Source organism: Nocardia coffeae, assembly GCF_019890715.1.
Taxonomy (GTDB): Bacteria; Actinomycetota; Actinomycetes; order Mycobacteriales; family Mycobacteriaceae; genus Nocardia; species Nocardia jiangxiensis.
The window spans coordinates 565501-590001 of the sequence record NZ_JAINZY010000002.1; the positions used below are offsets into that span (position 1 = coordinate 565501).

The 24501-nt window shown below is 66.0% G+C and carries 20 protein-coding genes; 7 read left to right on the forward strand and 13 right to left on the reverse strand.

Going from position 1 to position 24501, the window contains the following annotated elements:
* Positions 1 to 295: 295 nt before the first annotated feature.
* From K7711_RS11785 to K7711_RS11805, 5 genes are all read left to right on the forward strand, one after another.
* Positions 296 to 12334: a WXG100-like domain-containing protein gene (locus K7711_RS11785; RefSeq protein WP_222968392.1), complete on the forward strand. Its 12039-nt coding sequence runs from the start codon at positions 296 to 298 to the stop codon at positions 12332 to 12334.
* A 415-nt stretch (positions 12335 to 12749) separates the two neighbouring features.
* Positions 12750 to 13685 carry an ABC transporter ATP-binding protein gene (locus tag K7711_RS11790; RefSeq protein WP_222968402.1) on the forward strand — a complete coding sequence of 312 codons (936 nt, stop codon included), beginning with the start codon at positions 12750 to 12752 and terminating at the stop codon, positions 13683 to 13685.
* The gene (locus K7711_RS11795; protein ID WP_222968404.1) at positions 13682 to 14527 is read left to right on the forward strand and encodes an ABC-2 transporter permease family protein; all 846 of its coding nucleotides are present in this window, start codon (positions 13682 to 13684) and stop codon (positions 14525 to 14527) included. The genes K7711_RS11790 and K7711_RS11795 overlap by 4 nt, the downstream gene beginning before the upstream one ends.
* Before the next feature lie 85 nt (positions 14528 to 14612).
* Entirely contained in the window at positions 14613 to 15941 is a 1329-nt protein-coding gene (locus K7711_RS11800; protein ID WP_222968406.1) for a sensor histidine kinase, read from the forward strand.
* Between the two features lie 50 nt (positions 15942 to 15991).
* Positions 15992 to 16615, forward strand: a complete 624-nt coding sequence (locus K7711_RS11805; protein WP_222969322.1) for a response regulator — start codon at positions 15992 to 15994, stop codon at positions 16613 to 16615.
* A gap of 116 nt (positions 16616 to 16731) precedes the next feature.
* On the opposite strand, the gene K7711_RS11810 is transcribed toward K7711_RS11805, so the two are convergent.
* From K7711_RS11810 to K7711_RS11860, 11 genes are all read right to left on the reverse strand, one after another.
* The gene (locus tag K7711_RS11810; protein ID WP_222968414.1) at positions 16732 to 17046 is read right to left on the reverse strand and encodes a gas vesicle protein K; all 315 of its coding nucleotides are present in this window, start codon (positions 17044 to 17046) and stop codon (positions 16732 to 16734) included.
* Positions 17043 to 17270, reverse strand: coding sequence for a gas vesicle protein (locus K7711_RS11815; RefSeq protein ID WP_222968416.1), 228 nt, complete (start codon positions 17268 to 17270; stop codon positions 17043 to 17045). The genes K7711_RS11810 and K7711_RS11815 overlap by 4 nt, the downstream gene beginning before the upstream one ends.
* Positions 17267 to 18055: a GvpL/GvpF family gas vesicle protein gene (locus K7711_RS11820; protein WP_222968418.1), complete on the reverse strand. Its 789-nt coding sequence runs from the start codon at positions 18053 to 18055 to the stop codon at positions 17267 to 17269. Before K7711_RS11820 ends, K7711_RS11815 begins: the two co-directional genes overlap by 4 nt.
* The gene (gene gvpJ, locus K7711_RS11825) at positions 18052 to 18435 is read right to left on the reverse strand and encodes a gas vesicle protein GvpJ (protein WP_222968426.1); all 384 of its coding nucleotides are present in this window, start codon (positions 18433 to 18435) and stop codon (positions 18052 to 18054) included. The genes K7711_RS11820 and gvpJ (K7711_RS11825) overlap by 4 nt, the downstream gene beginning before the upstream one ends.
* A complete protein-coding gene (locus K7711_RS11830; RefSeq protein ID WP_222968428.1) occupies positions 18435 to 18761 on the reverse strand; it encodes a gas vesicle protein GvpO in 327 nt (108 codons plus the stop codon). The genes gvpJ (K7711_RS11825) and K7711_RS11830 overlap by 1 nt, the downstream gene beginning before the upstream one ends.
* A 5-nt stretch (positions 18762 to 18766) precedes the next feature.
* On the reverse strand, positions 18767 to 19024 hold the full coding sequence (locus tag K7711_RS11835) for a gas vesicle protein GvpG (protein ID WP_222968430.1): 258 nt from the start codon (positions 19022 to 19024) through the stop codon (positions 18767 to 18769).
* A 3-nt stretch (positions 19025 to 19027) separates the two neighbouring features.
* On the reverse strand, positions 19028 to 19789 hold the full coding sequence (locus K7711_RS11840; protein ID WP_222968432.1) for a GvpL/GvpF family gas vesicle protein: 762 nt from the start codon (positions 19787 to 19789) through the stop codon (positions 19028 to 19030).
* Positions 19789 to 20202 (reverse strand): gas vesicle protein GvpJ, encoded by a 414-nt coding sequence (gene gvpJ, locus K7711_RS11845; RefSeq protein ID WP_222968440.1) that lies wholly within the window; start codon positions 20200 to 20202, stop codon positions 19789 to 19791. Before gvpJ (K7711_RS11845) ends, K7711_RS11840 begins: the two co-directional genes overlap by 1 nt.
* Positions 20199 to 21323 carry an SRPBCC family protein gene (locus tag K7711_RS11850; RefSeq protein ID WP_222968448.1) on the reverse strand — a complete coding sequence of 375 codons (1125 nt, stop codon included), beginning with the start codon at positions 21321 to 21323 and terminating at the stop codon, positions 20199 to 20201. The genes gvpJ (K7711_RS11845) and K7711_RS11850 overlap by 4 nt, the downstream gene beginning before the upstream one ends.
* A 4-nt stretch (positions 21324 to 21327) precedes the next feature.
* Positions 21328 to 21966: a hypothetical protein gene (locus K7711_RS11855; RefSeq protein ID WP_222968450.1), complete on the reverse strand. Its 639-nt coding sequence runs from the start codon at positions 21964 to 21966 to the stop codon at positions 21328 to 21330.
* A gap of 414 nt (positions 21967 to 22380) precedes the next feature.
* A complete protein-coding gene (locus K7711_RS11860) occupies positions 22381 to 22554 on the reverse strand; it encodes a CsbD family protein (RefSeq protein ID WP_222968454.1) in 174 nt (57 codons plus the stop codon).
* Positions 22555 to 22862: 308 nt separating this feature from the next.
* Here K7711_RS11860 and K7711_RS11865 point away from each other — a divergent pair, with 308 nt between their 5' ends.
* A complete protein-coding gene (locus K7711_RS11865) occupies positions 22863 to 23018 on the forward strand; it encodes a hypothetical protein (RefSeq protein WP_222968456.1) in 156 nt (51 codons plus the stop codon).
* An 18-nt stretch (positions 23019 to 23036) separates the two neighbouring features.
* Here the strand turns inward: K7711_RS11865 and K7711_RS11870 are convergent, their stop codons facing one another.
* Both K7711_RS11870 and K7711_RS11875 read right to left on the reverse strand, forming a co-directional pair.
* On the reverse strand, positions 23037 to 23363 hold the full coding sequence (locus K7711_RS11870) for a plasmid stabilization protein (RefSeq protein WP_222968457.1): 327 nt from the start codon (positions 23361 to 23363) through the stop codon (positions 23037 to 23039).
* 39 nt (positions 23364 to 23402) lie between these two features.
* On the reverse strand, positions 23403 to 23603 hold the full coding sequence (locus K7711_RS11875) for a hypothetical protein (protein WP_222968459.1): 201 nt from the start codon (positions 23601 to 23603) through the stop codon (positions 23403 to 23405).
* Positions 23604 to 23874: 271 nt separating this feature from the next.
* On the opposite strand from K7711_RS11875, the gene K7711_RS11880 reads away from it, so the two are divergent.
* Positions 23875 to 24294, forward strand: coding sequence for an anti-sigma factor (locus K7711_RS11880; protein ID WP_222968467.1), 420 nt, complete (start codon positions 23875 to 23877; stop codon positions 24292 to 24294).
* Positions 24295 to 24501: the final 207 nt, after the last annotated feature.

Below are 24501 nucleotides of genomic sequence, written 5' to 3' on the forward strand. Positions count from 1 at the left end.
CTTGCGTGTCGCGAGTTGTTGTGGCTGTTGGGGATTCGGCTCACCATGATCGAGACTGCTGACGCGCCAAAGGTTTTGCATAAAGATCATCTTCTGGTCATCCAGACGTAACTGGCTGACAATCTCGCACAACTCGCTGCGACCCGGCCGACCGATTCAGGGGGCACCGCCGGGACCGAAGGAGGGTGATCTTTCGATGGTGTTCGGCAGCAATGGCTTCGGTGTCCGGGGTGAGCGCCTCGGCCGGAGTGTCGGGTTCGGTTCGCGGCGGACACGTCCTGTCGAGCTGTGAACGATGTCGCTGGAGATGCCTCAGGGGCTGCGCTGGCTCAGTTATCTGGCCGGTACGGCGTGGCCCGAGGGTGACGAGGACAAGCTGTTCGCACTGGCGCAGGATTGGCACACCGCGGAAACGGATCTGCAGAATCTGATCTCGGCGGTGCAGGCCGCGTGTGATATCGCGCTGGACAACTATTCGGGCAGTGGGCGCGAGCAGATGGTGTCCCAGTTCGAGGCGCTGCTGTCCGGTGATCAGTCGGTGGATGCGATCGCGAAGAATCTGCAGCAGATCGGCGACAGTGTGCAGGACTGCGGCACCCAGATCGAATATACGAAGCTGCAGGTCATCAGCACGCTGGCGATCATGGCCGCGGAGATCGCGTGGGCGCTGGCGACGATGTGGGGCGCCTTCGCGGTGCCCGCGATCGAGGCCGAGGGCGCCGGAATCCTGCAGATCATCGGTCGTGCGCTGACGAACCGGTTGATCGCGCACGCGGCGCGGGTCGCGGAGATGCCGTTGTGGAAGCTGGCGGCGATCGAGGTCGTCGAGCAGGCCGGTATCGGTTTCGTGCAGGACCTGGCCATTCAGGAGTACCAGAAGAACAGGGGGCATCGCAGCGGGATCGATTGGAAGCAGACGATCACCACCGCGGCGGTGGCCGGAATCTCAGCTGGTGTCGCGACCCCGGTGGGGCACTATCTCGGTGCGGGACTGGGGAATTGGTTCGGTCGCGATTCGATGACCTGGTGGAAGGCCAGTGGTATCGCGGTGGCCTCGGCCGTGCCCGCGGGGCTGGCCGGAGCCGGGGCCGGGATCGTGGCCAACGGTGTGATCACCGGGGAGTGGGAATTCGATCCCGCGGCGCTGCTGGGTGGTGTCGGTGGTGGTTTGGTCGGTGGTGTGCACGGGGTTATCGGGCATGCCACTCAGAGTCGTTTGAACTCACTGTCTTTGGGCGGCGGGTTCGCGGACGGAAGTTTCCCGAAGGGTGACGATCCGGCGGGGAGTCTGTCGGATTTGTCCGGCGGAGAGGAGAAATGGGGTGGTGGCGCGCTCGTAGCAGGACGCTCTGGCGGCTCGGACATCGAGCCCGGTCCCGGCACGGGTGATCGGTCGCGATTCGCGACTGCGGCGTTTTCGAGCACATTCGAGCCGGAAGGGGCCGACCGGACGCGCCCGGCTTCTGCGATGTCCGCACGTTCGGCGAGTAGTGACAGTATTGCCGAGGTTGCGCACTCCGGAAAGGTTTCTCCGACGCAGTCGAAGTCGTCGGAAGTCTCCCCTTCGACGAGTACACGTAATGCGGCGGTGCCGCGGCGGTCCGGTGGTGGCGACGAAACATCCACGAAGACAACGGTTTCTGGATCGCGTACGAGCATCGGTGCGACGCGCTCGCAGACGTCGCCGTTCGGACGGAGCCGAAGTGTCGATGCGACGCTGCCGCAGTCTCGAGTGTCCGCGTCCCGTACAAGCATCGGCGAGGCGCGCTCGCAGCTGCCGTTGTCCGGGCGTAGTCGGAGTGTGGATGAGACGACGCAGCCGTCGCGGGTATCCGGGTCTCGTGCGAGCCTCGATGAGAATCGTTCGCAGCCGCCGTTGTCCGGAGGCAGCCGACGTGTCGATGAGATGTCGCCGAAGGAGCTGGGATTCGCGCGCTCGGAGAATGTCGGCGAGACAACCTCCATGCGCGGCGGGACCGGCAGCGAGGTCTCGTCGCAGGTGTCGGTGTCTGCACGCTCGGTCAATGGTGGGGATGTGCTGTCCCGCGCGTCGTCCATGCGCCCGTCGGATATCGAGGGGACTTCGGGGGAGCGCTCAGCGAAAGCGCTACGTACCGAGGAGATTTCGGGCACTTCACGGGAGGCTGCCGATTCGAGGCTTCGGGCCGAGTCGCGGGCGAGTATCTCCTCCGCGAACGGTGGGGACGGGTCGTCGGTGCGCAGAGCGCCGGTGGCTACCTTGCAAGCACGCCCACAGTCGGTCGCCTCGGTGCGCGCCACCAGCCCTGCCACCGAGTCCGTACTGAAATCAGCCCCGGCAGTGCGGGTGTCGGATCAGGCTGCCGAGTCCAGCGAAATCACCCGCTCCCTGGCGGGGAAGCGCGATGCTGCGGGGCCGGCGCTCAGCGGAAGTCGCACGTCCGATTTCGTCGACAACTCGGGACGGGCGGGTCTTGCGGATGATGGAAACGATTCGGAGACAGCGGATCCGAAGGTCAGATCAAACATTCACATTAGTGCGGACCGGTTGTCGACGCCGGAACTTTCGTCGGTGCACCACCTTCCGGCAGCCCTCGATCGCCAGTGGTGGTCACCGGACGACGACGGTGCCCCGAATCTCAACGCCTGCGGACCGATGGCGCTGGCGAAGATCGTCGAGCTGACCGGCAGCACCGTAGCCCGGGTGCCGCAGGACAAGGTCGGACGCAGCGGTATGAGCGCGCTGGAACTCGAAGACGCCGCCGGTGCGCCGCTGCATCCCTTCGACGACCACGACAGCATCGGCGATCATCTGCTGGACCTCGGCCCCGGCTCCGTCGCACTCGTCGTGGACACCTACCGCGGTCGCACGGACCGGTACGGTGTCGGCGCGCACGCCTACCTGATGCATAACAGCGGCAACGAGATACGGGTCATCGACCCGACCACCGGACAGCAGCATTCGCGGACGTCGTCGGACATCCGCTCCACCCACGCGATCCTGTACACCGCCAGGGGCGTACCGCATCTGCTGTCCGAGCAACACACGAGCCGCGCCGAGCATTTCGGCGCGGTCCGCATCGGCACACACCAGCGGACCGACGGCGACGACATCGCCGAGCGCAGGCCAGGAGATCCTCCGCTCGAACAGGACAGCACTGTCGGGCGTTTCGACGGCGAGGAGAAGCCCGAAACCATTGCGGCGGAGCCGAATCGCCAGCAAACCGATGGCCGATCGAATTCCGAGAAGGAGTCGCCACTCCTGTCCGACAAAGCCCTTCGTGTGGCGGAAGACCTGGATTCACCAGCGCCACGCGAGGATTCGACCGCGTACGAGGTCAGGTCCGAGGTAACGAGCACGCAGCGGCGGGATCCGGAGGTGAAGAAGCAGCCGGAGAACGAACCGGACCGGACGGAGGAGCGGGAGCCGGAGAAGGAAAAGGCGCCGGTACATGAAGAGGAGGCCGAGCTACCCAGAGATATTCCCAAAATTGTGATCACGCCCTCGGGTGAAGACCTTCCTGTTGCGGTGCGGGAGTTCGGGTCGCAGCGCGATGGGGCCAAGGACCTGACCAATATAGTTCCGATTCCGCAGGAAACGGTGGAATGGCTGCACGAGCAGATATTCCATATGGTCGAGGGGGGCCGCGGTGTGGACGAGAAATTCCGTGAATCCGTGCGTCGGGTACTGACCCAACGTCTGCTCTCCAGTGACGCCAGTGTGTGGCCTCAGTTGATGAGCACGACGGGGATGCCGCTGCGGGTGAAATACCAGGGGAGTCGGTACCCGATCTCGCTGCGGGTTTCGCTGCGAGCCCTCGGACCCTCGAAGGAACAGATCGCACCGCTGGCCGACGGTCCGCCGGTGGGTATTCAGCAGTGGGCCTTCGGTATCGTGTCGTCTGCCGACACCAGCAGCAACGGCGATTATCGAGCTTTCTCGTACGCCTACAATCACACCTTTCCCGCGGACCACGGCGCATTGACCTATGTCGCCCTCGGCGGGGAATTGGACCTGGTCAACAATCAGGTGTCCACCTCCGTCACGGTCACCTCGACCGTGCAGCCGATGGTGATCATCCGCAGCAAGGGCCGCTCCTGGCCGTTCGATTACGCGATGACCTGGGAATTGAGTCACGGTGACAGCCTGGCCGATTCGATGTCACCGACTCCGTCGGACCGGGTGTGGTATCCCACGGTGAGTGATCCGGCGAAGGGAATGGCCGGCGATCCACCGAACAATATGCTGGTCTGGTTCCCCAATTATCTCAAGGTCGGTGCGATCCCGATGGTGAACGAGAAGATCGCCAGCACCGTACCCGCCCCGATGAGCCGTGCCGTGGGAGAGTTCCATCTCTACGGTCCGGTCACTATTCCGAATCACTCCCGGATCATGGCCGATGTCATGTCGTCGTTCCGCGCTGACCTGAGCGGTATGTCGGACAACTCCATGGCGAAATTTCGAGAATTCTTCGGCGAGGGGAATTTTCGCAGTCTGATCACTGCTGCCGCGCGCACGCCCGACGATCTGCCGTCCGCCGAGGAGACGGTGAAGACGGGCGACGAGGGGGCGACAGCGGGCGGCGAGAAGGAGAAGGACGAGAGCACGATCATTTCGCCGACCCTCTACACGTCGTCGGGCAAGACGATCGGCGCGCTCCAGGTCAGCGTCGTATTGCACGGCGGGGAAGAAATCACCGGACCGACCACGGAGAAATCCGTCCTCGAATCCTTCGTCCTGCGCTCGCTGGGGATGCAGGGCAGTTCCGTGACCGCCAACTCGCTCGGTTTCAACCCCTCGCTCGGCTTCGGATTCGGCGGGAAAGAGAAGGATCCCAGCACCGGAATTCAATCGCTCGGCGGGCAGTTCACCATCAAGGGCGGCGCATCCCAGAAGTTCAGCCACACCCTCAGCTACGGCGGCAGTGCGCGCATCGCACATTCGCTGCGCACCGGCGAGCCCCTTCTGCACGTGACGCCCCAGATGACCGTGCACGTCAAGCTGATTCGTCCCAACAGTCGTGCCGTCGACCCGGCTCCGGGCACAGCGCTGGCGGGCGGGCACGACTATCCGGTGAACATGCTGGTGCCCTCGCTGGAGACGTTCGGGCACGCGCCCACCGCCCCGCTGTACCTGCCTTCCGAGGTTCTTCATCTGCGCCAGCTCGGTGTATCCACGACGCCGCTCGCCGTGCACGGGACCAAACCGCTGTTCGCCGAGGTGAAGAAATGGATGTCCGGCCTCGGCTTCTTTCCGCCCGATCGCGATGCGCCGAGCTGGGGCCAGAACAAGCTGGGCTGGCTCTCGGACAAGACCACTCTGGAATCCACGCACACCGAGCGCCTGGACAACCTTCGCAAATTCGAGCAGATGAGCAATCAGCTCGGGCTGCGCGGCGGGCTGGACGAGGCGATCGAGGGCGGCGAGCGAATCGGCAAGGATGGCAAGCCCACCTGGGACGGTGGCGCGCCCACCTGGTTCGAACTCCCCACTTCGACTGGCACCAAACGAATCTCGGTATTCCTGATCACCGAACGGCGCTATCTCTCGGACGACCCCCACGAAGGCGTATCCCACGAGTGGACGCTTCCGAAGGTCCAGACATTGAATTACAGCGGTTCCACGATCCCCGGGGACGAGCAGTTCTCCAAGACACCGGCCGCGTGGAATGTGGGCGGCAACTTCTCGGTCACGAGTCCCTTCGACGAGAAGGCCCGGCTCTTGTTTCAGGGCTTCACGCCCGATTACACCCTGTCGGGAGGAAAATCCGAGATCCGGGATTCGAATTCCGGGACAGGTCACGAGTACTACACGCTCAGCCCCACCGAGAACGGCACCCAGATCTTCGGCGTGCCGGTGCGGCACCGGATCGTACTGACCTACAGCCACGGTTCCGCACCGGACGACCTCGTTCGGGACGGCGATGTTCGCCTGGCCGTGCCCACCTATCGCACGCACACCGAGAAGTTCGACGAGACGCCCGTACCGACATTCCGTGAGTTCGACGACGTGGATGCCCGGCGTCTGGCGCTCCCGTCCGCGGGTCGAAGCCTCGAGGACAACGTATTTCGCCCACCGGACACCACCATCTACGACCGGGTCGGCGGGAGCAGGGAAGTCCGCAGGGCCGCATTCGATCTCATCGATGACATCGCACTGGAACTCGAGCAGGAAGGCGCCCCCTCCACGTCCTCGGAGCACTCCGAGGAGACGCCTCCGGAATTGGAGTCGACTCCGGATAATCGGTCGATCGAGGAGGACGCCGTCGTTCCGCGGATCATCCGTACTTTCCCCGACGATTCCGAAGAGTTCGAGCTGTCGTTCGTGGACCCGACCACCGGGAGAGCCTTCACGACATTCGATTTCGACTTCGAGGACGCCGCCCCGCCTCCGGGGTTCGGCGGGAGCTTCCGCCCTCGCGAGGTCCCGCGGATCACCTTCACCCCACCCGAGTCGCGGGACGGGCACGAGGAATGGCACGAAATAGATCTGCATGACGACTCCAGCGATAACGGGCACGAAGTGGATCGTCGCGATGCGGGACACGACGATTCGCAGGAACACGAGATCGCCGAAGCAGACAACCGGCCGATGCCCGGCACCTTCCCGCTCGACGATGACACGGCGGGCGAGGGATCGGAGCCGACGCTCACCTGGCCGCAGGTGCGCGATTTCCTGCAGGGTTCGACCCACTGGGCGGTGGGGCAGGCGGGCGATATGGGATATCGAGTGGGGCGGTGGCTCTGGCGTAATGCGGTCGGTGAGCCCGCCACGAATCCGGAGTCGATGGCGCACGAGGCCATCCACACCGGGCTGTCGCCGTATCACATGAATGCCGATGCGTCGCGGATCTTCCGCGACTCCTATGTCGCCGTCGAAGGGGCCTCGACGCCAGGAACATTGGCCGCCACCGATATCACCGTCAAGACCACCGGTTATCTCACGAACGTCAGGGTGCGTCCGCGGCCGCCGAAGATGGACGCCGAGCGCTGGCTGCAGTCCGTGAACGGCGCCGGGCACACCGACAGCCGTCAGCTCGGTCACCAGTGGGGCGCATCTGTGACCGAATCGGTCGGCAAGGTCGACCGCAACGTAATCCCCGGCGCCGCATACCATTACAGCACCAGTAATTCGCACAGCGACACCGTCAACGACAACTCCGCCGTATTCCGTGTCACCACCGAGGACACCACCCCCGTCCACTGGTTCGTCGCGGACGCGCACTACCTCGTCAATGTCCGTGTCGGCGTTCGCAATCTCGCTCGCGGCCTGATCGCGGGTGGGCCGCGCATCGACCGAACCCGCGTCGTGGATATGCCCGACGCCGTGGAGTTCCTGCTCGTCGACAACGACCTGCAGAACAACCCCGACCTGCTGGCCTTGATCAACGATTCGAACCTCGAGGCCGGGTTCGGGCAGGAGTACGGCGATATCGCCGAGGCGAATCCACCCGACCGCGGACTTCCGATCGCCTATGTGAAGGGAAAGCGGATCGGGTACGGCGCGGTGACCAATGTCGAGGTCGAAGGCGGCCGGGACGCCTATCAGAAGCTCGCGCTCGAACTCGTGGAGAAGTACGCCCCCGGGATAACCAAGCCCGGCTCGGCCAACTACCTGGCAGGGGTGGAGACGCGGATCAACGAGCACACCACCACGCTGGCCCTGCGCACGCTGCCCAACGCCGGACCCGACGGCCGCACCGCCTTCCATCTGATCGACCGCACTCGACCGTTCGATCCGCACCTGGTGGAGGTCACGTTCTCGGCTCGTCCCGACCCGTCCGTCGACCTGAGCACCATCCGTGGCAAACGGGTCACCAGCACCTCCGGCGTGGACAATATCTTCGGCCACTCCAACGGTGACGGCGCAGCTCTCGAGGTGCCGGGGGCCACCCGTATGTCGGACTCCCGCAAGCGCGGGCACCAGATCGACTTCACGCTCAGCGGACAGCACGGTGGTCACCGGCCCAAATTCGACCTCGCCGTGCAGCGCCAGAGCAATCTGACCGAAATCCAGACCTCGAGTCGTGAACGTCGCGCCTGGCAGCGCAGTTTCGGCAATACCAGCGAATTCCCCGTTCCGCACGAGTACGTGGTGGAAATCCGCAAACGTCCGCTGGCGGAGGCGCGGCTGGCAATGCTGGTGCGGCGCGGCATCAGTGGTTTCGCCATGGCGGGAGGCGGCATCGGACTCCTTCCGCCACTGCAACTTTCGGACCTGGCCGGATTGGCCGCGCCGACGACGGAATCGCGGGAGAGCCTGAAAGCAGGCACCCTCATCCGATTCAACACTTCAGAGACTCCGGAGGCCGACACTCTCGCCGAACTTCCCGAGCCCGGCCTCTACCGATCCGATCCTTCGATCCGTCCCCCGGCTTCGACCGAGGGCGACGCCGTCATCGAGATGGAGGTGGCGCCTGCCGTGCAGAAACTGCTGGCCGGGCCGACCTGGGTGCCCACCCGTGGCATCGAGATCTACGAATTCGAAGGTGTGCCGGAGCTGGCGCAGGCGCTGCGCCAGGTCGACCCCTCCCTCGACATGGATGACCGGATGCTCTCGAATCGTTCCTCGGAGGGGATGTTCATCCGCCTGACCACGCTCGTCGAGAGCAACCGCCTGACCCTCCTGGGTCCCGCCGCCACCGCGCCTTTCCTCAACACCCGCTCGCAGCGGGAAGCGATTCTGTCCGAACCGGACAGCGACCACGTCGGTCCCACCTCCGTCAAAATCACGCTCTACTCACCCCAGATCGAGAAGTCCGGCAAAGACATCGCGATCGACGACATCTGGTGGGCGGGTGACGGATTCGAGACCGAGGCCGACAACTCGATCAACACCACCGCCAATTTCAGCCTCAGCAGCCCCTACACCGAGGAGGGCAACGACCGTGGCGCGTTCACGATTCCGCTCACCGGTGAGCATGCCGGCGCCGGTCAATTCAACGTCATCACGTCGAACCGCCGCGAACTCCTGCGTTTCGGGACTCCCATGGAGGGGCCCGCTCCCGAGGAAGGCGGCGACACAGTCGGCACCATCGGCCATCGCCTGCGTGCTCTCGCGAAGGTCGAGGTGCGCGGTCCCAAAGGCACCCTGTGGGTCTCCGGTGATGCGCTGATCCGCACCACCGAAACGCCGCCGGGCCTGGAGCCCCGTCCGGTGCCGCCTGTGGAAGACCGGTTGACCAAAGAGGACGTGGACACCCACGAAGAACAGCACGAGACCGATACCCCTCCCGAGAAGCCATCCGACCACCGCCCAGCTCCGGTATCGGGCCGGATACGACGTCCGGGTCTGCGGTCGGGCACGGTAGGCAGAATCCCCGCGCCTGCGGGGCATGTGTGGGAGTCGATGCCGCCTGACGGCGACTGCTTCTTCTACGCCCTGGAACGCGTTGTGTACCACGATGATCCGCCCGCAACGGCAGCCGAACTCGACCGGCGAATCCGTGGCCTGCGCGCGGAGGTCGCGCATGAAATGCGTGCGGACCCCGACACCTACTTCAGGTCGTTCCACACCATCCTGTCCGCCGCGGAGGTGCCCGGTGCCAGGGACCTCGAACGGACGGAACTCCGGGATCTGCTGCGGGCCAGAAACACTGTGCGGCTTCGAGATCGCTTCTACGAGCAGATCGAGGCGATCACGAATCGGCGGGTGTGGCGCAATGCGGTCAGTCACCTCGTCCCGCAGGCAGCCACAGCCGTCCTGGCACGTCGCGGGCTGACACTGCGAGTCCAGAACGACGAGCTGCGGGCGACCGGCGGATGGACCCTCGGCGAAAACACCTCCGCCACACCGGATGCGACCACCCTCGTGCACGGCAGCCACTACTACCTCGCCGTACCCACCGGAGACAATGCGCCCGGCTCCGCTCCCCGCGCGCCGGGCGCTGCGCTGCAGTCGACGCATCCACCGGTCCGGGATTGGGACGAACTCGACGATCTGCTCGGTCCCGCCGTCCAACAGCACACCCCGCGTTCCTACCGCGAATCTTCGCCGCAGACAACGGGAATCGTGGTCCTGGGTGACGAGTCCGGGGCACGCTACATCTGGCTCCCGCCCGCAGACTCGTGGCCCGGTGAGATGCACGGCGCCACGGACCAGCCGGTATCGCTCACCCTCGAGCAAGCCCTCACCGACCCCGCTGTCACGGTCGTCCGCACCCCCGGCCTGACCGAGGAGCCGGCGACAACCCGCGACCCGGACCTGTCATCGCCCGACCATTCGTCGGCAACCGACAGCATCGCGTCGCACACCCCGGCACATGTCGTGAAAAACAAGTCGCTCGACGGCGAGAGGCTGTTCGACACCGATCCGGTCGATAAGTCGTTCGATCCGAGTGTCACGCCCTCACCCTCGCCCACCAGCACGGCCGTGTTCGCACCTGTGCGGCAGGAAGATTCGGTCCAGTCCGACAACAGATTGGTATCCGGCGGAGAGGACTGGACTGAATCCCAGTCGTTCGATTCGAGCGCCATTCCGCCTCCTTCGCCGACGGGCACCGTTCGTTTCGCGCCTGTGCGGCAAGATGATTCGGCTCCTGCCGAGGGCGGGCTGGTGTCCGGCGGTACGGACGGGACCGAGGAGCTGTCCCCGTCGTTCGATTCGGGCGTTGTGTCGCCTCCTTCGTCGATGGGCACCGTTCGGTTCGCGTCTGTGCGGCAGGATGATTCGGATCTGTCCGACGACAGCTCGGTGTACAGCAACGACGATCGAGGCGTGCAGCCGTCACCGCCGGACGGCCCGCTGCACTGGACGGTCGGTGGAGACGACCACGAGCTCGACATACCGTTCCGGATGGGGGCCGAGCTGGCGACCACATCGGAGGTGAATCGAACCGACACCGACCCGAATTCGACTGTCGGCGCCGAGCGGTCCCCGGTGTTGCAGCGGCCGGTGATCAGCAGTGAACCGCCGCTGCGGCGACAGGGTGACGACGAAACCCCTACCGACATAACCGTTTCCGACAAAATGCAGGAGAAGTCCGACCCTCGGATCGAGCCGGTGCGCGACGACGAATCCGAGGGGACCGATGTGGTGGATCGGCGGTTCTCTCTGCGTGCGAGCGAATCCGCGCTGTCCGACGCAGCCGAGTCCACTCCGCTGCCGGGCACCGAATCAATGCTCCCCACCAAACCGCTGGCTCTGGAAGATATCCGGTCCGCGCTCCGCCTCGACAGCGATGACGACGATGCGGGACACGAAAAATTGATCGTCCCGGCCGACTCCGAGGTGCTGTCCCGGGAAACGCTCGCATCGCACCCGATGTTCGAGCCGATCACCCATACGACATCGCCACTACCGCGCCGCCGGACTCTGCGAGGGTGGGACCACATATCCCCGAGTCCAGTCACCCGACGGCGCTCGTTCTCGCTACTTCCCGCCGAGACATCTCTCAGCCAGGACCCCCGTTTGTCGGACTTGCCCGACGTCGAGGTGGCGCCCGCCCGACCAGAAGGTCGAAACATCACAGATCTGACGATCCCCGCATCCCACACGAGACCCATTTCCGACGGAAGCACGGAAGTCCGCGCCGATGATGCACTGTTGGGCACCGACGCAACAGCTCGGACCGCCGGGGCGCCACACGCCAGTGGTTCGCCTGAACGTGCCCCGAGCTCGCGCACACCCCTGCAACGCCTCCGACGCCTCGTCTCCCGACTACACGGCCGCGAAACCTCCGGTGACACGACCGCCGAGGTGGACCCTCGTTCGATCGAACACGCACCGCACCGGCATCTCCGGGACATCTTCCGCCGCCCGCTGAGCCGGTTCCGTAGCCGCACAACCACTTCCACCGGCATCACACACGGTGACGGCGCGACGCCGCGCACGTCGGTAACGAACTCCGAGAGCCTGACCACTCGGCGGATCCGCACGCCACTGGACACCGTCGCGGACGCGCTCACCGGTATTCAGCGCGACACCGGAAGCACCGTCATCCGCCCGCCGCAGCAGCCCGCACCCCTGACCGGTCGCTCGCGCCGGGACGTGGAGCGAGCCGCGGGTGGCAGACTCCGCGGCTACCCGGACGACCACCGAATCTCCCGCCAACTCCAGCTCCTGGGCCCCGGAGCCCAGGCTCTCGTCGTCGCCGTGCACCCCACCGCCGATGCCAATGGTGTCGGCGCATACGCATACCGCATGTTCGACCGCGACGGCACCATCTTCGTCCACGACACCACCGACCACACCCACGCACTCCCTGGCCAGCGCACCCCCGCCAGCATCCACGCCATCCTGTACACAGCCGAGGGCGCCATCAGCCGTCCCCTGCGCCTGCGCGACGAAACCATCCCCGAATTCCCGAGGAACGCCCGCATCGGCGCGCGCCCCGACATTCACGACCACGACTGACCCGTGACCACAACGATCCCCGGCCACGACTGACCGACGATCACGACTGACCGGCAACCGCGACTACTCGGCGAACACGGCTGACCGGCGATCATGATCGCCCCGAGACCACGGTTGACCGCCGACCGCCGACCGCCGACCACCGACCACCGATCGGCGACGACGATCGACCGGAGATCCGCCGACCCGCGACGACGGCTGATCGGTGACTGCGGTACCCGCACAGCCGGGTGCAACGGCGAGCCTGCCCGTACTCCCGGACGCACGTCGGCTGCGCGCAGCCCGTGTCGTACCGCGGTACCACGCCCCGCCCGGAATTCCTGCCGCGGTACCACCGATCGCGGCCGCAGCGCTCCTACCTTGGGATATGGAGGCGAGCCGGATCGGCCGGACCGCGTGAACACAGGGACGAGTGATGATCGAGGCACATCGGCTCACCAAGAGGTACAGGGAGAAGACGGCGGTGGACGGACTGGATTTCACCGTCCGGCCGGGGGTGGTGACCGGGTTTCTGGGGCCGAACGGCGCCGGGAAATCCACCACGATGCGGATGATCGTCGGACTCGACGCGCCGAGCGAGGGAACGGTCACGGTGAACGGCCGCCGTTACGCGGAACATCCTGCGCCACTGCAGGAAGTCGGCGCACTGCTGGAGGCCCGATCGATCCATCCGGGCCGCTCGGCGTTCAATCACCTACTGGCACAAGCGCAGACGCACGGAATACCTCGTCGGCGCGTGGCGGAGGTGATCGAGCTGACCGGGCTGGAAGCGGTGGCCGGTAAACGCGCCGGTGGGTTCTCGCTCGGCATGGGGCAGCGGTTGGGCATCGCCGCGGCGCTGCTGGGCGATCCGGAGACCGTCATGCTGGACGAGCCGGTGAACGGTCTGGATCCCGAAGGTGTGCTGTGGATCCGCAACCTGCTCACCGCGCTCGCCGACGAGGGCCGCACGGTCTTCGTCTCCTCGCATCTGATGAGTGAGATGGCCTTGGTCGCAGAGCATCTCATCATCGTCGGCCGTGGCAGACTGCTCGCGGACACCACGGTGGCGGATCTGGTCCGTCAGGCCGGTGGCGATACGGTCACCGTCGCGAGCGCTGATCCGGTCCGGTTGCGCGAGGTGCTGGCCGGGCCGAGTGTGCGGATCACCGGACGATCCGGCTCGGAGACTCTGCAGGTGAGCGGATTGTCAACGCGCGCAATTGGATCCAAGGCCGCCGAGCACGGCATCGCACTGTACGAACTGACCGCGCGAACCGTCTCGCTGGAACAGGCGTTCATGGACCTGACCCGGGACTCGGTCGAATACCACGGCAACACCGATATCGAAACCCTCGGGAGGGCAGCATGACCACGACCGTCACCCAGGCTCCCGCGCCGACATCCGCGCGGTCCACCCGTCCCGTCTACCGCGTCACCGCGGCGCGGGTGCTGCGGTCGGAGTGGACGAAACTCTGGTCGCTGCGCTCCACCTGGATCACGCTCGCGCTGGGGCTGCTGTTCCTGGTGGGCTTCGGCGTGATCGCCGCGGTTCAGTACAAGTCGAAGGTGAACTCCGGGCAAACGCTCGATACGCAGTGGGTCGGTTCGACCGCGTTGAGCCTGTCGCTGTTCGGAATCAATTTCGCGGAACTGGCGCTGGGGGTGCTCGGCGTGCTGGTCGTCGCGGGGGAGTATTCGACCGGCATGATCCGCTCCACGCTCGCCGCGGTTCCGCGTCGGCTGCCCGTATTGTGGTCCAAGGCAGCGGTTTTCGGTGCGGTGGCGCTGGTGGTCGGGACGGTCGGCGCATTCCTCACCTACCTGATCGGCCAGAGCATCGTCGCCGGAACCCCTGCGGCGCAGTCGATCACGGATGGGGGTGTGCTGCGCAGCCTGCTGGGTGCGGGGCTGTATCTCGCACTCGTCGGTGTCATCGGGGCGGCGCTGGGCGTGCTGATGCGGTCGGTGGCGGGGAGTGTCGCTGTGTTGATCGGTGCGCTGCTGCTGATTCCGAGCCTGGTTTCGCTGCTGCCGCACAGCTGGCAGAACCACGTGAGCCCGTTTCTGCCCAGTAACGCGGGGCAGGCGATGTTCGCGCTGCACCACGACACGAGCACGTTGTCGCCGACGGCCGGACTGCTGGTCTTCCTCGGGTGGACGGTCCTGGCGCTGGGCGGCGCCGCATACCGTCTGGCGCGTACCGACGCGTGAGGGCAGCTCGGCGAATCGCGGCGGCGGGCGTGGTCCCGGTGCCGCGATTCGGGTGGTCATCGGACACGATGGGCAGGTGACATCGATGGGCACCGACCCCACAGCCGGGATCGCCGCCCGGTCGCTGCCGGGATTCGCCGCGCCGGTGATCGATCGGTTCGCCCGAGTGCGGCAGCGCCTGCTGCGTGTGGACCGGGCGCATCCGTGGATATTCGACGCCGCCGTGACCGCGGTGGTCTTCCTGCTGTTCGGCGGACCGGATCTGTGGCGGCCCGCGCATTCCGGCGGCCCGCACGACCCGCAGGTCGTGCTCAACCAACTGCCCGCACCGGTCAGTCTGCTACTTCAGGCCGGGTTGCTGCTGCCGCTGCTGTGGCGACGTCGCGCGCCGACGGTCGCGTTCGGCGTGATGGCCGCGGTATTTCTGGTGCAGTGGTTGCTGGGTGCGGGTCTGCGCGCCGATGCCGCACTGCTGATCGCGCTGTACAGCGTGGCGCTGCGGGCTCGCCCGGACCGGGTGCTGTGGGCGTGTGTCGCGGCGGCCGCGGTCATGGTGCCGGTCTCGTTCCGGGTCGCCAGTGGAGCATTGCGCTGGGAGGTGCTGTTCTTCCTGCTCAGTGCCGTGACGGCGGCCGTCGCGCTGGGACTGGTCGTGCGTTCGCGCCGCGCTCAACTCGTCGCGTTGCGTGAGCGTGCCGCTCAACTGGAAGTCGAGCGCGACCAGCGCAGCAGACTTGCCGCCGCCACCGAACGCACCCGGGTGGCGCGGGAGATGCACGACATCATCGGGCACAATCTGTCGGTCATCATCACCGTGGCCGACGGGGGCGCCTATGCCGCCGAGACCGATCCGGCGCGAGGCCGGGAGGCGCTGCTGCTGATCGGTGACGCCGGGCGTCAGGCGCTGGGCGAACTGCGTCGCATGCTCGGAGTTCTGCGGGAGCGCGGCGCCGAACACGCCGAGGCCCCCGAACTCGAACCGCAGCCCGGCATCGCCGACCTCGAGACGTTGTTCGCGCGGGTGCGAGCGGCCGGGACGGAGGTCGTCTATCACAGCGGCGGCGCATTGGACGGCCTCGATCGGGGTGTGCAGTTGATGGCGTACCGCATCGTGCAGGAAGCTCTGACCAATACGCTCAAGCACGTCGGCCCCGGTAGCCGGGCCGATGTCACGGTCGGTGCGGACGACAGGCAACTGCGGATCCTCGTGCGCGACACCGGACGACGCGACGGCTCCACGGTATCGGCATCCCCGGGGGAGGGGCACGGGCTGGCCGGGATGCGGGAGCGCGCCGCACTGTACGGCGGCACCGTCACCGCGGGCCCGACCTCCGGCGGCGGCTGGGACGTGGAGGCTATTCTCGACCTCACCGACAGCCCCCCGCTCCCGAATTCCGCAGGCGGACAACCGTGACCACCGTCCTGATCGTCGACGACCAGCCGCTGCAGCGATACGGCCTGCGCATGCTGCTCGAGGCCGCGCCCGAGACCGAGGTGCTCGGCGAGGCCGCACACGGGGCCGAGGCCGTGCGCGCCGCGGCGGAACTGCGGCCCGACGTCGTGCTCATGGACATCCGGATGCCCGGTATGGACGGTATCGAGGCCACCCGCCGCATCGTGGCCGCCGGGGGACGCTCGCGCATCCTGGTGATGACCACCTTCGATCTCGACGAATACGCCTATGCCGCACTGCGTGCCGGGGCGAGTGGCTTCCTGCTCAAGGATGCGCACCCCGAGGAACTTCTGGCCGGAATCCGCGCGGTCGCCGGCGGGGACGCGGTCATCGCTCCCACCCTCACCCGCCGCCTGCTCGACACCTACGCCCAGCGCCTGCCCGCAGGCCCGCCCGGACCGCCCGGTGGTGACGACCCGCGCTGGCTGTCTCTCACCGACCGCGAGCGCGAGATCCTCGTCGCCATCGGCCACGGCTGGACCAACGGCGAGATCGCCGAACGTCTGGTGCTGTCGGAATCCACCGTCAAGACCCATGTGGGCCGGGTGCTGTCCAAACTCGGTGCGCGCGACCGTATTCAAGCGGTCATCATCGCCTACGATCTCGGCCTGACCCAACCCAATTCGCCGAGCTGAGCGCACGTCGGTGGTCAGCGATCGTCACCCATGGTTGCTCGGACAGCCTGAGCCATCATCTCGATTGTCTGGTTGCGGGGCAGCCGCCCTCCTCGACTCACGGCCGTGCCTGGTGCTCACTCGGCGGGGCGATCGATCGGGTCGTGGGGCAGGAGCGGGCCGAGGGGGCCCAGGTCGATGTTGAGGTCTTCCGGGGTGAGGCCGAAGTGGTCGCGTAGTTCGTCCATGCGTTGTTCGAGCAGCATCAGGGTGGTGCCGATGCGTTCGATCTGGGCGTCGGTGAGGTCGCCCGCGTCCACGCGGCGTAGCGCTTGGCGTTCCATCAGTTGCCGCAGTAGCTCTACCAGGGTCAGGACCAGGGTGACCAGGCCGCGTTCGACCGATTCGGGATCGGTGTCGATTCGCGGTGGGATGCCGCCGAATTCGGTCATCGCGGGTTCGTCTCCAGCACATCGAGTTTCGCGGATTCGGCCGACGCGGACAGGGTGCTGATCGAGGAGATGAGGGCTCGTAACGAGATCTGGACCAGGTCGACGTCGGCGATGGCGAGTGTGATGTCGCCGGAAATGACCACGCCACCGGCCAGCACCCTGTCCAGCAGGTCGACCAGTGCGACGCGGCGGTCGCCGTGGACGGCGTGGTCGGATCCGGTCATGGTGGTGCAGGTTCCGTACCTGCGAACGAATACGGTGGCCAGGGCCCGGTGAGTTCGAGCCGGATGCCGGGGAGTTCGGAGCCGAGCGTTGCCACGGTTGCGGTGAAATCGTCGGTGTGCTCGTCGTCCACGAGGTATGTCCCGTTGAGCAGCATCCAGTCGCGGCGGCCGCTCACCGCTGGATCGGTCAGTGGTTGCCGCCGTCCCGCCGCGGCGTGGCGCACCAGGTGTGCGTGAATGTGCTCGGCGCGTTCTGCGGCGTCGCGTTCCACGGTCTGCTGCGCGGACAATTGCGCACGACGCCGGGCCAGGTACGCGGCGCCCGGCGTCGTCGTGCTGCCTTCGCCCGTGGCCCTGGCCACCGCGGCGGTGAGGGCAGCACGATCGCCGTAGGCTCGCACGCCCCACTCGGTGCGGCCGCTCACCAACTCCAGGACCGCGGCGAAGTCCTCCCGCCGCTCGTCGAGCAGCGCACGCACCCGGTCGTCATCGTGGAAAACGGTGGCCAGTCGCAGCGGCACAGCCGGACCTCGGTGCACGACCGCCGAAACGACCGCGTCGTGCGCCCGTGCTGTGGCCTCCAGCCAGTCCAGATCCTCGAAGTTCCTGCGGAGCGGTTGCTCCCCGAAAACCTTCAGCGGAACCGAGCCGACGACTGCGGTCAGATCCCCCGACACGACCGTTCGCACCGGTTCGTCCGCGACTCCGGTGAGCTCGTTCAGCTCCACCGGCCCGCCGCGGCTGGACGCCACTGAATACAGCCAGACGCCGAGGCTGCCGGTCACGATCGTTGGCCCTTCGGCTCATGGGAGCGGTCGATGGGCCGGCGGTCGTTCGGCGCCTCGAGTTGGGCGATTCGGTCTCGCAGTTCCCGGTTCTCGAGTTCGAGGTCCCGATCCGACTGTTCCAGCGCGCGGGCATTGCTGTTGAGCCACGGGTCCGTCTCCCACCAGTCGATGCCCACGGCCTTGGCGGTTTCCAGGGAGGCGATCACCAGCCGGAGTTTGATGGTGAGCAATTCGATATCCAGGAGATTGACTTGGATGTCGCCTGCGATCACCAGGCCCTTGTCGAGGACCCGCTCCAAGATGTCGCCGAGGTTGGTGGACTGGTGCCCGCCTCCGTAGGGTTGCGGCACCGACGAACTGCCTCCGACTACTGTCATCACCGCCCCCCTGAGTTGATGTCGACACTGCCGCGGTGATAGCGCTTGATTCTGCGGTAGGCCAACAGGTTCGCGTCTATATCGATCTCCACCTCGTAGAGCGCCAGGATGTCCGCCGTCGAGGGGATCCGGCGATCCTCGAGCACCTCGATCTCGACCAGCCAGCCATCGTCCGCTGGTTCCATGCGGGTGACGCCCTGCACCTGTTTGGACGTCAGTTCCACGAGGCGATCGATCGCGACCGTGGCGGCTTGCTCCGCAGTCGGTAGTTGTCGTTCATCCGATACCGGACGCGCATGTTCGGAATCGTCGGTCTTGCGGACCACGTGAATCACTCCTTTCGGTGCATCGCGGCCGCGCCGTGCCCGGAGCCGATCATGCGATTGAGGATTGCTTGCTGTGCTTGCTCGGCCTCGTTCGCGGACAGCTCCCCGTTCGCTGCGGCGCGCTCGATCTCCTCGAGTTCGCGCCGCAGTCGGGCGGGATCATGCAGCTGCTGTTCGACCTGGTCCTGGATCAGTTCGCCCATCCAGATCACGCCGCGAACCGGCGCGAGGGGGAGCGAGAATATCGCTGAGAGCAGACCCATGTCTCACCCCTGGGGGGCTCGTGTCGTGACGAAGTCGTAGGCGGCCATCGGCCCGAGCAGGTTCAGCTCCACCCGGCCGCCCCAATTCGCCACGAGCCGGCGAAACATGTCCTCCAGCTCGGCTTCCCGGGACGTTTCGATCAGTACCGCGAGGTGGATGGCGTCCTCTTCGTGGCTGGGGCCGCGCTGGTTGATCAGTGCTCCGAGTTTTTCGAGTTCGGACACCACCGTTGCGGTGTCCTCGGCCCGCTTGATCTCGATGGCTTGATTGATCAACTCGCCCAGCATGATTCGCGCATTGCGGGTGGCGTCTTCCGGTTTGCCGTGGATCTCGTCTCGCAGACGGGCGGCCTCGGCGTTCTCGTCGAGTAGTTCCCGCAGAATCGTGTCCTCGACGTAGCGCCCTCTGATCACGAACTGCGCCCGGCCCTCGAGCTGCTCGAGGGCTGCGCGGAATTGTTCCTCGTTGGCCTCCAGCAGCTCGTTCTCCACCGCATCGGTGTCGGTCATGACCGCACCGAACCGCAGCGGCAACACCGGGGTGACGGTGACCGATCCGTCCAGCAATTCCTCATGGGCGGTGAGATCCTCGGGTGTGCCCAGTGGCCGTCCGGACTCGAGCGGGCTGACCAGTGCAGCGATCTGACCGTGGCGCACCACCGCGACTTCACCCGGCGGATCGCCGACGCCGGTGGCATGTGGCTCGGGCTCGACGTCGGCGGGAACAATGCCGTAGACGTACACGGCTGTCGATTCGGTAGCCATCACTGCTCCTCACGTGAGGATGGCCTGCGCACTGCCTGACGCCTGTCCTGCACGTCGCCGAGGAAGTCCGCGACCCGCTCGCCGGCAGCTTCGAGTGCGCCCTTGGTCTTGTGCTTGGCCGCACCTTCGGTGACCTCGCCGACGATATCGGTCAGGCCCTTCGGCTCGCTGCTCGAGATTTCGAGCCGGTTGACCGCGTCGGCGAAACGCAGATACGTGTCGACGCTGGCCACCACGACGCGCGCGTCGATGGTCACCAGTTCGATGCCGACCAGCGACACGCGGGCGAACGCGTCGATGACCAGGCCCTTGTCGAGAATGGTGTCTATGACATCCGCCAGGCTGGAGGAATTCGGCCGAGCCAATGTGCCGGTCCCGCCACCACCTGTGCCGCCTGCTGGTTCGATCGTCATCTGCTTGCTCCTCCGCTCACACGCGACCGACGGGTCGTCGGGCTCCTACGGGCTGCGGTAGGACGGGGAGGCGAGTCCGACTCTTCGTCCTGCTCGTCGAGATCGCGCTGATCCTCGTCCTGCTCGTCGGTCTCTTCTTCCTCGTCGGTTTCTTCGTCGGCGAGGTCGTCTTCGGTGTTCGCTTGTTCCGCGCGCCGTGCGGTCTCGTCGTCTTGCACGACCTCGTTGTCGCGGATCTCGCCGTGCCAGCCCACGATGTCTTCACCGTGCAGCACGGACTCGGTCATGACATACCGCTGGAAATGCTTGAGTTCCAGCCGGCACCGACGGCCTGCCGCCCGCCAGAGATTGGCAGTCTTCTCGAACACTCCCTGCGGGTGGTATTCGAGCACCACGAGAATTCGAGTGAGATCCGGGGTTAATTCATGGAAGCTGACCGCACCGTCGATGTAGCCCTTGGCGCCTTTGGAACGCCACACGATCCGCTCGAAGGGCACCTGCTCGACGATCGTGGACTCCCAGGTCCGCCGCGACCAGAACACCTTGCCGGTCCAGCTGAGCTTCTCGTCGGAGATCTGCTCGACCTGTTCCAGTTTCTTCGTGAATTTCGGAAAATCCGCGAATTGGGTCCATTGGTCGTAGGCCAGATCGACCGGCACTCCCACGTCGATGTGCTCGACGATATTGGCCAGCTTCAGCTTCTTCGCGCCACCCTTGCGGCTCCCTCCGGTCAATGAATCCTTGACCGACTCGAAGTTCTCCCGGAAGGTGTGCCCGAGTTTGCCGATACCCGCGCTCATCGCCGCTTGGAACGGGGAGGCGCCTCCCGCCAGCTTCTCCACGCCGGTCACCGCCGCCAGCAGATTCCCTCCGCCGCCTTCGGCGTACTCGTTGAGCCGGTCAGCGGTTCTCGTTGCGCGGTTCGACAGGCCGGCTACCGCACGTTCGGCCAGGGTCCCGGCGAGGTTCTGCATCGATTGCTGCAGTACACCCGTCGGGGCAGGCCCTCGCGTATCCCGCGCCGTTTCGCCGACGCGCGTGGCGGCTTCGGCGATCCGGCCGACGGTGTTGGAGGCCGCCTTGCCGACTCCAGTTGTCGTGTCGCTCAATGTCTTCGGCATCGGTTCACCTCCTCGCGCGACGCACTGGCGCTTGGTCGGCATCAGCACCGGCACGGCGCCGAGCGGACGAGACCGGCTTACGATCAGCCGACTCCGCCCTGCGATTCGATGTCCGCGAGCCGGTCTTGCGCGTTCGTGCGGCTACCGTCCGTCCGGCCCGTGCCCGCGTGGCGGGGCGGCCTCCGGCACCAGCCTCGTCCTCACGGCTTGTTCGGTAATCGTCCTCGTCCGCGAGATCCGCATCCTCGCCGTTGATCGCGTCTCCGGCGTCGGGCAGGGTTTGGTGACCGGACTGTTGTTCATCCGACTCCGTCTCGCGCGACCGGTGCCGGTCCGTGTCCGAGATGAGTGTCGCGCCCTGCTGCAGCCGGTCGTTGAGCGCGTCGATACCGGTGCTCGCGGCGGTCACCGCCGCCGACCGGGCCGCACCCACCAACTCCCCGCGGACCGTGTCGCTGAGCTGCGACAGTTCCGGCGATGATTTGAGCAGAGAAGTCCCGCGTTCCAGCAGCTCCGCAGGCATTCCCGTGGACCGCCTCGCCATCACCGCCCCCGCCAGCGACAAGGCGAAACGCATCTTGCGCGTGCGACCCAGTACGTAACCGATACCCACCCCTACAGCAATTCTCGTGCCACCTTTCATGGCTTACTCCTTGGCTTGCTCGACTGCCGCTGCGCCGGCGCTGCCGCGGGGCTGTTCGAGCGTTGACACCTCAATTTGTGAGGTAGGCCATATTGCCAATGGCCCATAAATCAGCGTGTGCCCACTGCCGTCGGCGGCAAACAACCCGATAACGGGGACGGGCAGTGGTCGGGCGCATGCGGGTGATGCCGTCGGCATCGATGGCTGCGCCTCCCGAAACATCAAGGGACAGAGGCATTCCCGCACGGTCGGACAGCATGTGAAGCTTCGAGCCGATCGTGCGGGATTGTCGCTGATCCATCGAGACCGATCGTCGTCTCCGGTGAGGGAGAGGGCCACAGTGCCCGATCCCGCACCGAGAACCGCGCGCGGGACCGCAGCGCCTGAGCACGCGCCCGGCCCCGCGGCTCGGGCTCAGCGCTTGAAGGCGTCCTTGACCTTCTCCCCGGCCGTCTTCAGGTCGGACTTCGTCTGGTCGGCTCTGCCTTCCTGCTCACGGTTGGCATCGCCGGTCGTCTTCCCGACCTTCTCCTTGACCTTGCCGCTCAGCTCCTCGGCCTTGTTCTTGGCTTTGTCGGTAGCGCTCATGGCGGCTGTCTCCTTCCGGTTCGTCCGGCGCCGCGCGGCGCGACACCGGTATCCGCCTACCCCGGCACCGGCCACCCAAACAGCACTGCACAGGGCCCCTTCATTCGCCGCCGTGTCAGCGGAATTCGCACCTCGGCCGGATTCGGCAGCGGATTTCGGGGTATGCGCTGCACATCGAGGGCCGGGCGAGTGCGATGAGCATGCTGATGCGAGTGGCACCCGGTCGGCAAACGACGCACCCTTCGTCACTTTCGCGGGGTGTGCAGTAATCGGGCTGCAGGTCAGCTCATCGGCGTCAGGAGTTCGTCATGATCGTTATCGGAATCATTCTTCTGGTTCTCGGTTTTATTTTCGGGATCCCTATTCTGTGGACCCTCGGCATCGTCGCGGTGGTCGTCGGCGCGATCCTGGCCCTGCTCGGAGCGCTCGGACGCCCGGTCGCAGGCCGCGCTCACTACTACTGACCCAACCATGATCGCGGGTCAGTCGCGGCCCAGTGCGTGCGCGAGCTGGGATTTGTTCATCTTGGAGCGACCCTCGATATTGCGTTGCCGGGCTTCGTTGTACAGCTGGTCGCGGGTGGGGCTCTGTGCGCCGGAGTGCGATCGCTGTCCGCCGCGGCGTTGTGGTGACAGGTCCTCGATAGTGGAGCGGCTGGCGGTGCGCGTCCGACCCGATTGGGCGCGGTTCTTGTTCACGGTGCGCGCGGCGATCTCCTCGGCGCGTCGCTTGCTTGCTCCACGGGATTTCTCCGAATCGCGGATGTGGCGGTATTCGCGTTCTTGTTTGTCGGTCCAAGCCTCGGGCATGACATACCTCCTGGGACGTGTGGTCGATCGCCTGGTTCGTCAGTGGCCGCCATGGCTGTGCCGACCGCCCTTGGATTTGGCTTCGGTCGGCTGCGCCTCGGCGCCCTTGCGGCCTGCCTCCCGCGGGTCGGCGGCGTTACGTTGACCGAAGCTGCCGGTGCTCGCCCGGCCGCCACGGCGTGCTTGCTCAGCGGTGTCCGAGCGGTTCCCGAACTGACCGGGGTTGCGTTGGTCCGCCATTGCTCGGCCTCCTTCACAGTGGCAATTCGTCTCGGCAACCAGTGCCGTGCTGTGGCGTCGATCGCCACACCGACGCCCTACCCGGCCGCTATGGCCCTATGCACGCGGACGGGATTCGCATCGCGAATCGAATCGGCGGCGGCATTTCGATCATCTGTTGCTCACGGTGCACGAGGGCGTGCCGATGTTCTGATCTCGCCACTGTTTCTGGCTGCCGGCCGGGGGTAGGCAACCCCGGACGGCCGACGTACAGCACAGGAACGAGGCAGACGTGTCCAACAACGAGCCGTCTCGTCCGACGACGGTGGGAATACGCGTACCAGCGGCGGCCCAGCAGCTGACGATGCTACGCGCTCTGACCGAGACGGCCCTGCTGATGGCAGATCTCGTACTCGACGAGGTGACCGACATTCAGGTGGCCATCGACGAGGTAGTGACCAGTGTGATCGCCGCAGCGAGGCCTGGTTCGACGATCGAATGCGAGGTCGTGTTCGGCGACGGGCGTACCAGGGTGTGTCTCACCGCAGTCGTCATCCGACAGGATGTGATCGATCAGCAGAGTTTCGGCTGGCGTGTGATGCAGACGGTCACCGAGTCGTTGCAGGCGGACCTCGGTGCGTTCGATCGCATGCTGGGTGGCTATCCCGTCTCCGTCGGTTTTTCCCGGGAGCGTAGGGCAATCGAACCGTAACTCGTGACGGCCCAAAGAGATTGGGCCCTACGCGTGGGTACGGCCGCAATCCCGAAATCGAAGTGTGGCGACAGGTAGGCGGGCCGAGTCGCTGTTCACAGCGTCGGGCCGCGGCAGTTTCGCTCGGTTCGAGGGCCTTCTATCATTGTTGGGTCTGGTGGTCACCGGCTCGTGTGGCTGGTCACCGGACACGAGCGTGGTAGTGGC

Coding starts and splice junctions, on each gene's coding strand:
- K7711_RS11785 (WP_222968392.1), top strand. CDS start 296: ATGTCGCTGGAGATGCCTCAGGGGCTGCGCTGGCTCAGTTATCTGGCC.
- K7711_RS11790 (WP_222968402.1), top strand. CDS start 12,750: ATGATCGAGGCACATCGGCTCACCAAGAGGTACAGGGAGAAGACGGCG.
- K7711_RS11795 (WP_222968404.1), top strand. CDS start 13,682: ATGACCACGACCGTCACCCAGGCTCCCGCGCCGACATCCGCGCGGTCC.
- K7711_RS11800 (WP_222968406.1), top strand. CDS start 14,613: ATGGGCACCGACCCCACAGCCGGGATCGCCGCCCGGTCGCTGCCGGGA.
- K7711_RS11805 (WP_222969322.1), top strand. CDS start 15,992: ATGCTGCTCGAGGCCGCGCCCGAGACCGAGGTGCTCGGCGAGGCCGCA.
- K7711_RS11810 (WP_222968414.1), bottom strand. CDS start 17,046: ATGACCGAATTCGGCGGCATCCCACCGCGAATCGACACCGATCCCGAA.
- K7711_RS11815 (WP_222968416.1), bottom strand. CDS start 17,270: ATGACCGGATCCGACCACGCCGTCCACGGCGACCGCCGCGTCGCACTG.
- gvpJ (WP_222968426.1), bottom strand. CDS start 18,435: ATGACAGTAGTCGGAGGCAGTTCGTCGGTGCCGCAACCCTACGGAGGC.
- K7711_RS11835 (WP_222968430.1), bottom strand. CDS start 19,024: ATGGGTCTGCTCTCAGCGATATTCTCGCTCCCCCTCGCGCCGGTTCGC.
- K7711_RS11840 (WP_222968432.1), bottom strand. CDS start 19,789: ATGGCTACCGAATCGACAGCCGTGTACGTCTACGGCATTGTTCCCGCC.
- gvpJ (WP_222968440.1), bottom strand. CDS start 20,202: ATGACGATCGAACCAGCAGGCGGCACAGGTGGTGGCGGGACCGGCACA.
- K7711_RS11850 (WP_222968448.1), bottom strand. CDS start 21,323: ATGCCGAAGACATTGAGCGACACGACAACTGGAGTCGGCAAGGCGGCC.
- K7711_RS11855 (WP_222968450.1), bottom strand. CDS start 21,966: ATGAAAGGTGGCACGAGAATTGCTGTAGGGGTGGGTATCGGTTACGTA.
- K7711_RS11860 (WP_222968454.1), bottom strand. CDS start 22,554: ATGAGCGCTACCGACAAAGCCAAGAACAAGGCCGAGGAGCTGAGCGGC.
- K7711_RS11865 (WP_222968456.1), top strand. CDS start 22,863: ATGATCGTTATCGGAATCATTCTTCTGGTTCTCGGTTTTATTTTCGGG.
- K7711_RS11870 (WP_222968457.1), bottom strand. CDS start 23,363: ATGCCCGAGGCTTGGACCGACAAACAAGAACGCGAATACCGCCACATC.
- K7711_RS11875 (WP_222968459.1), bottom strand. CDS start 23,603: ATGGCGGACCAACGCAACCCCGGTCAGTTCGGGAACCGCTCGGACACC.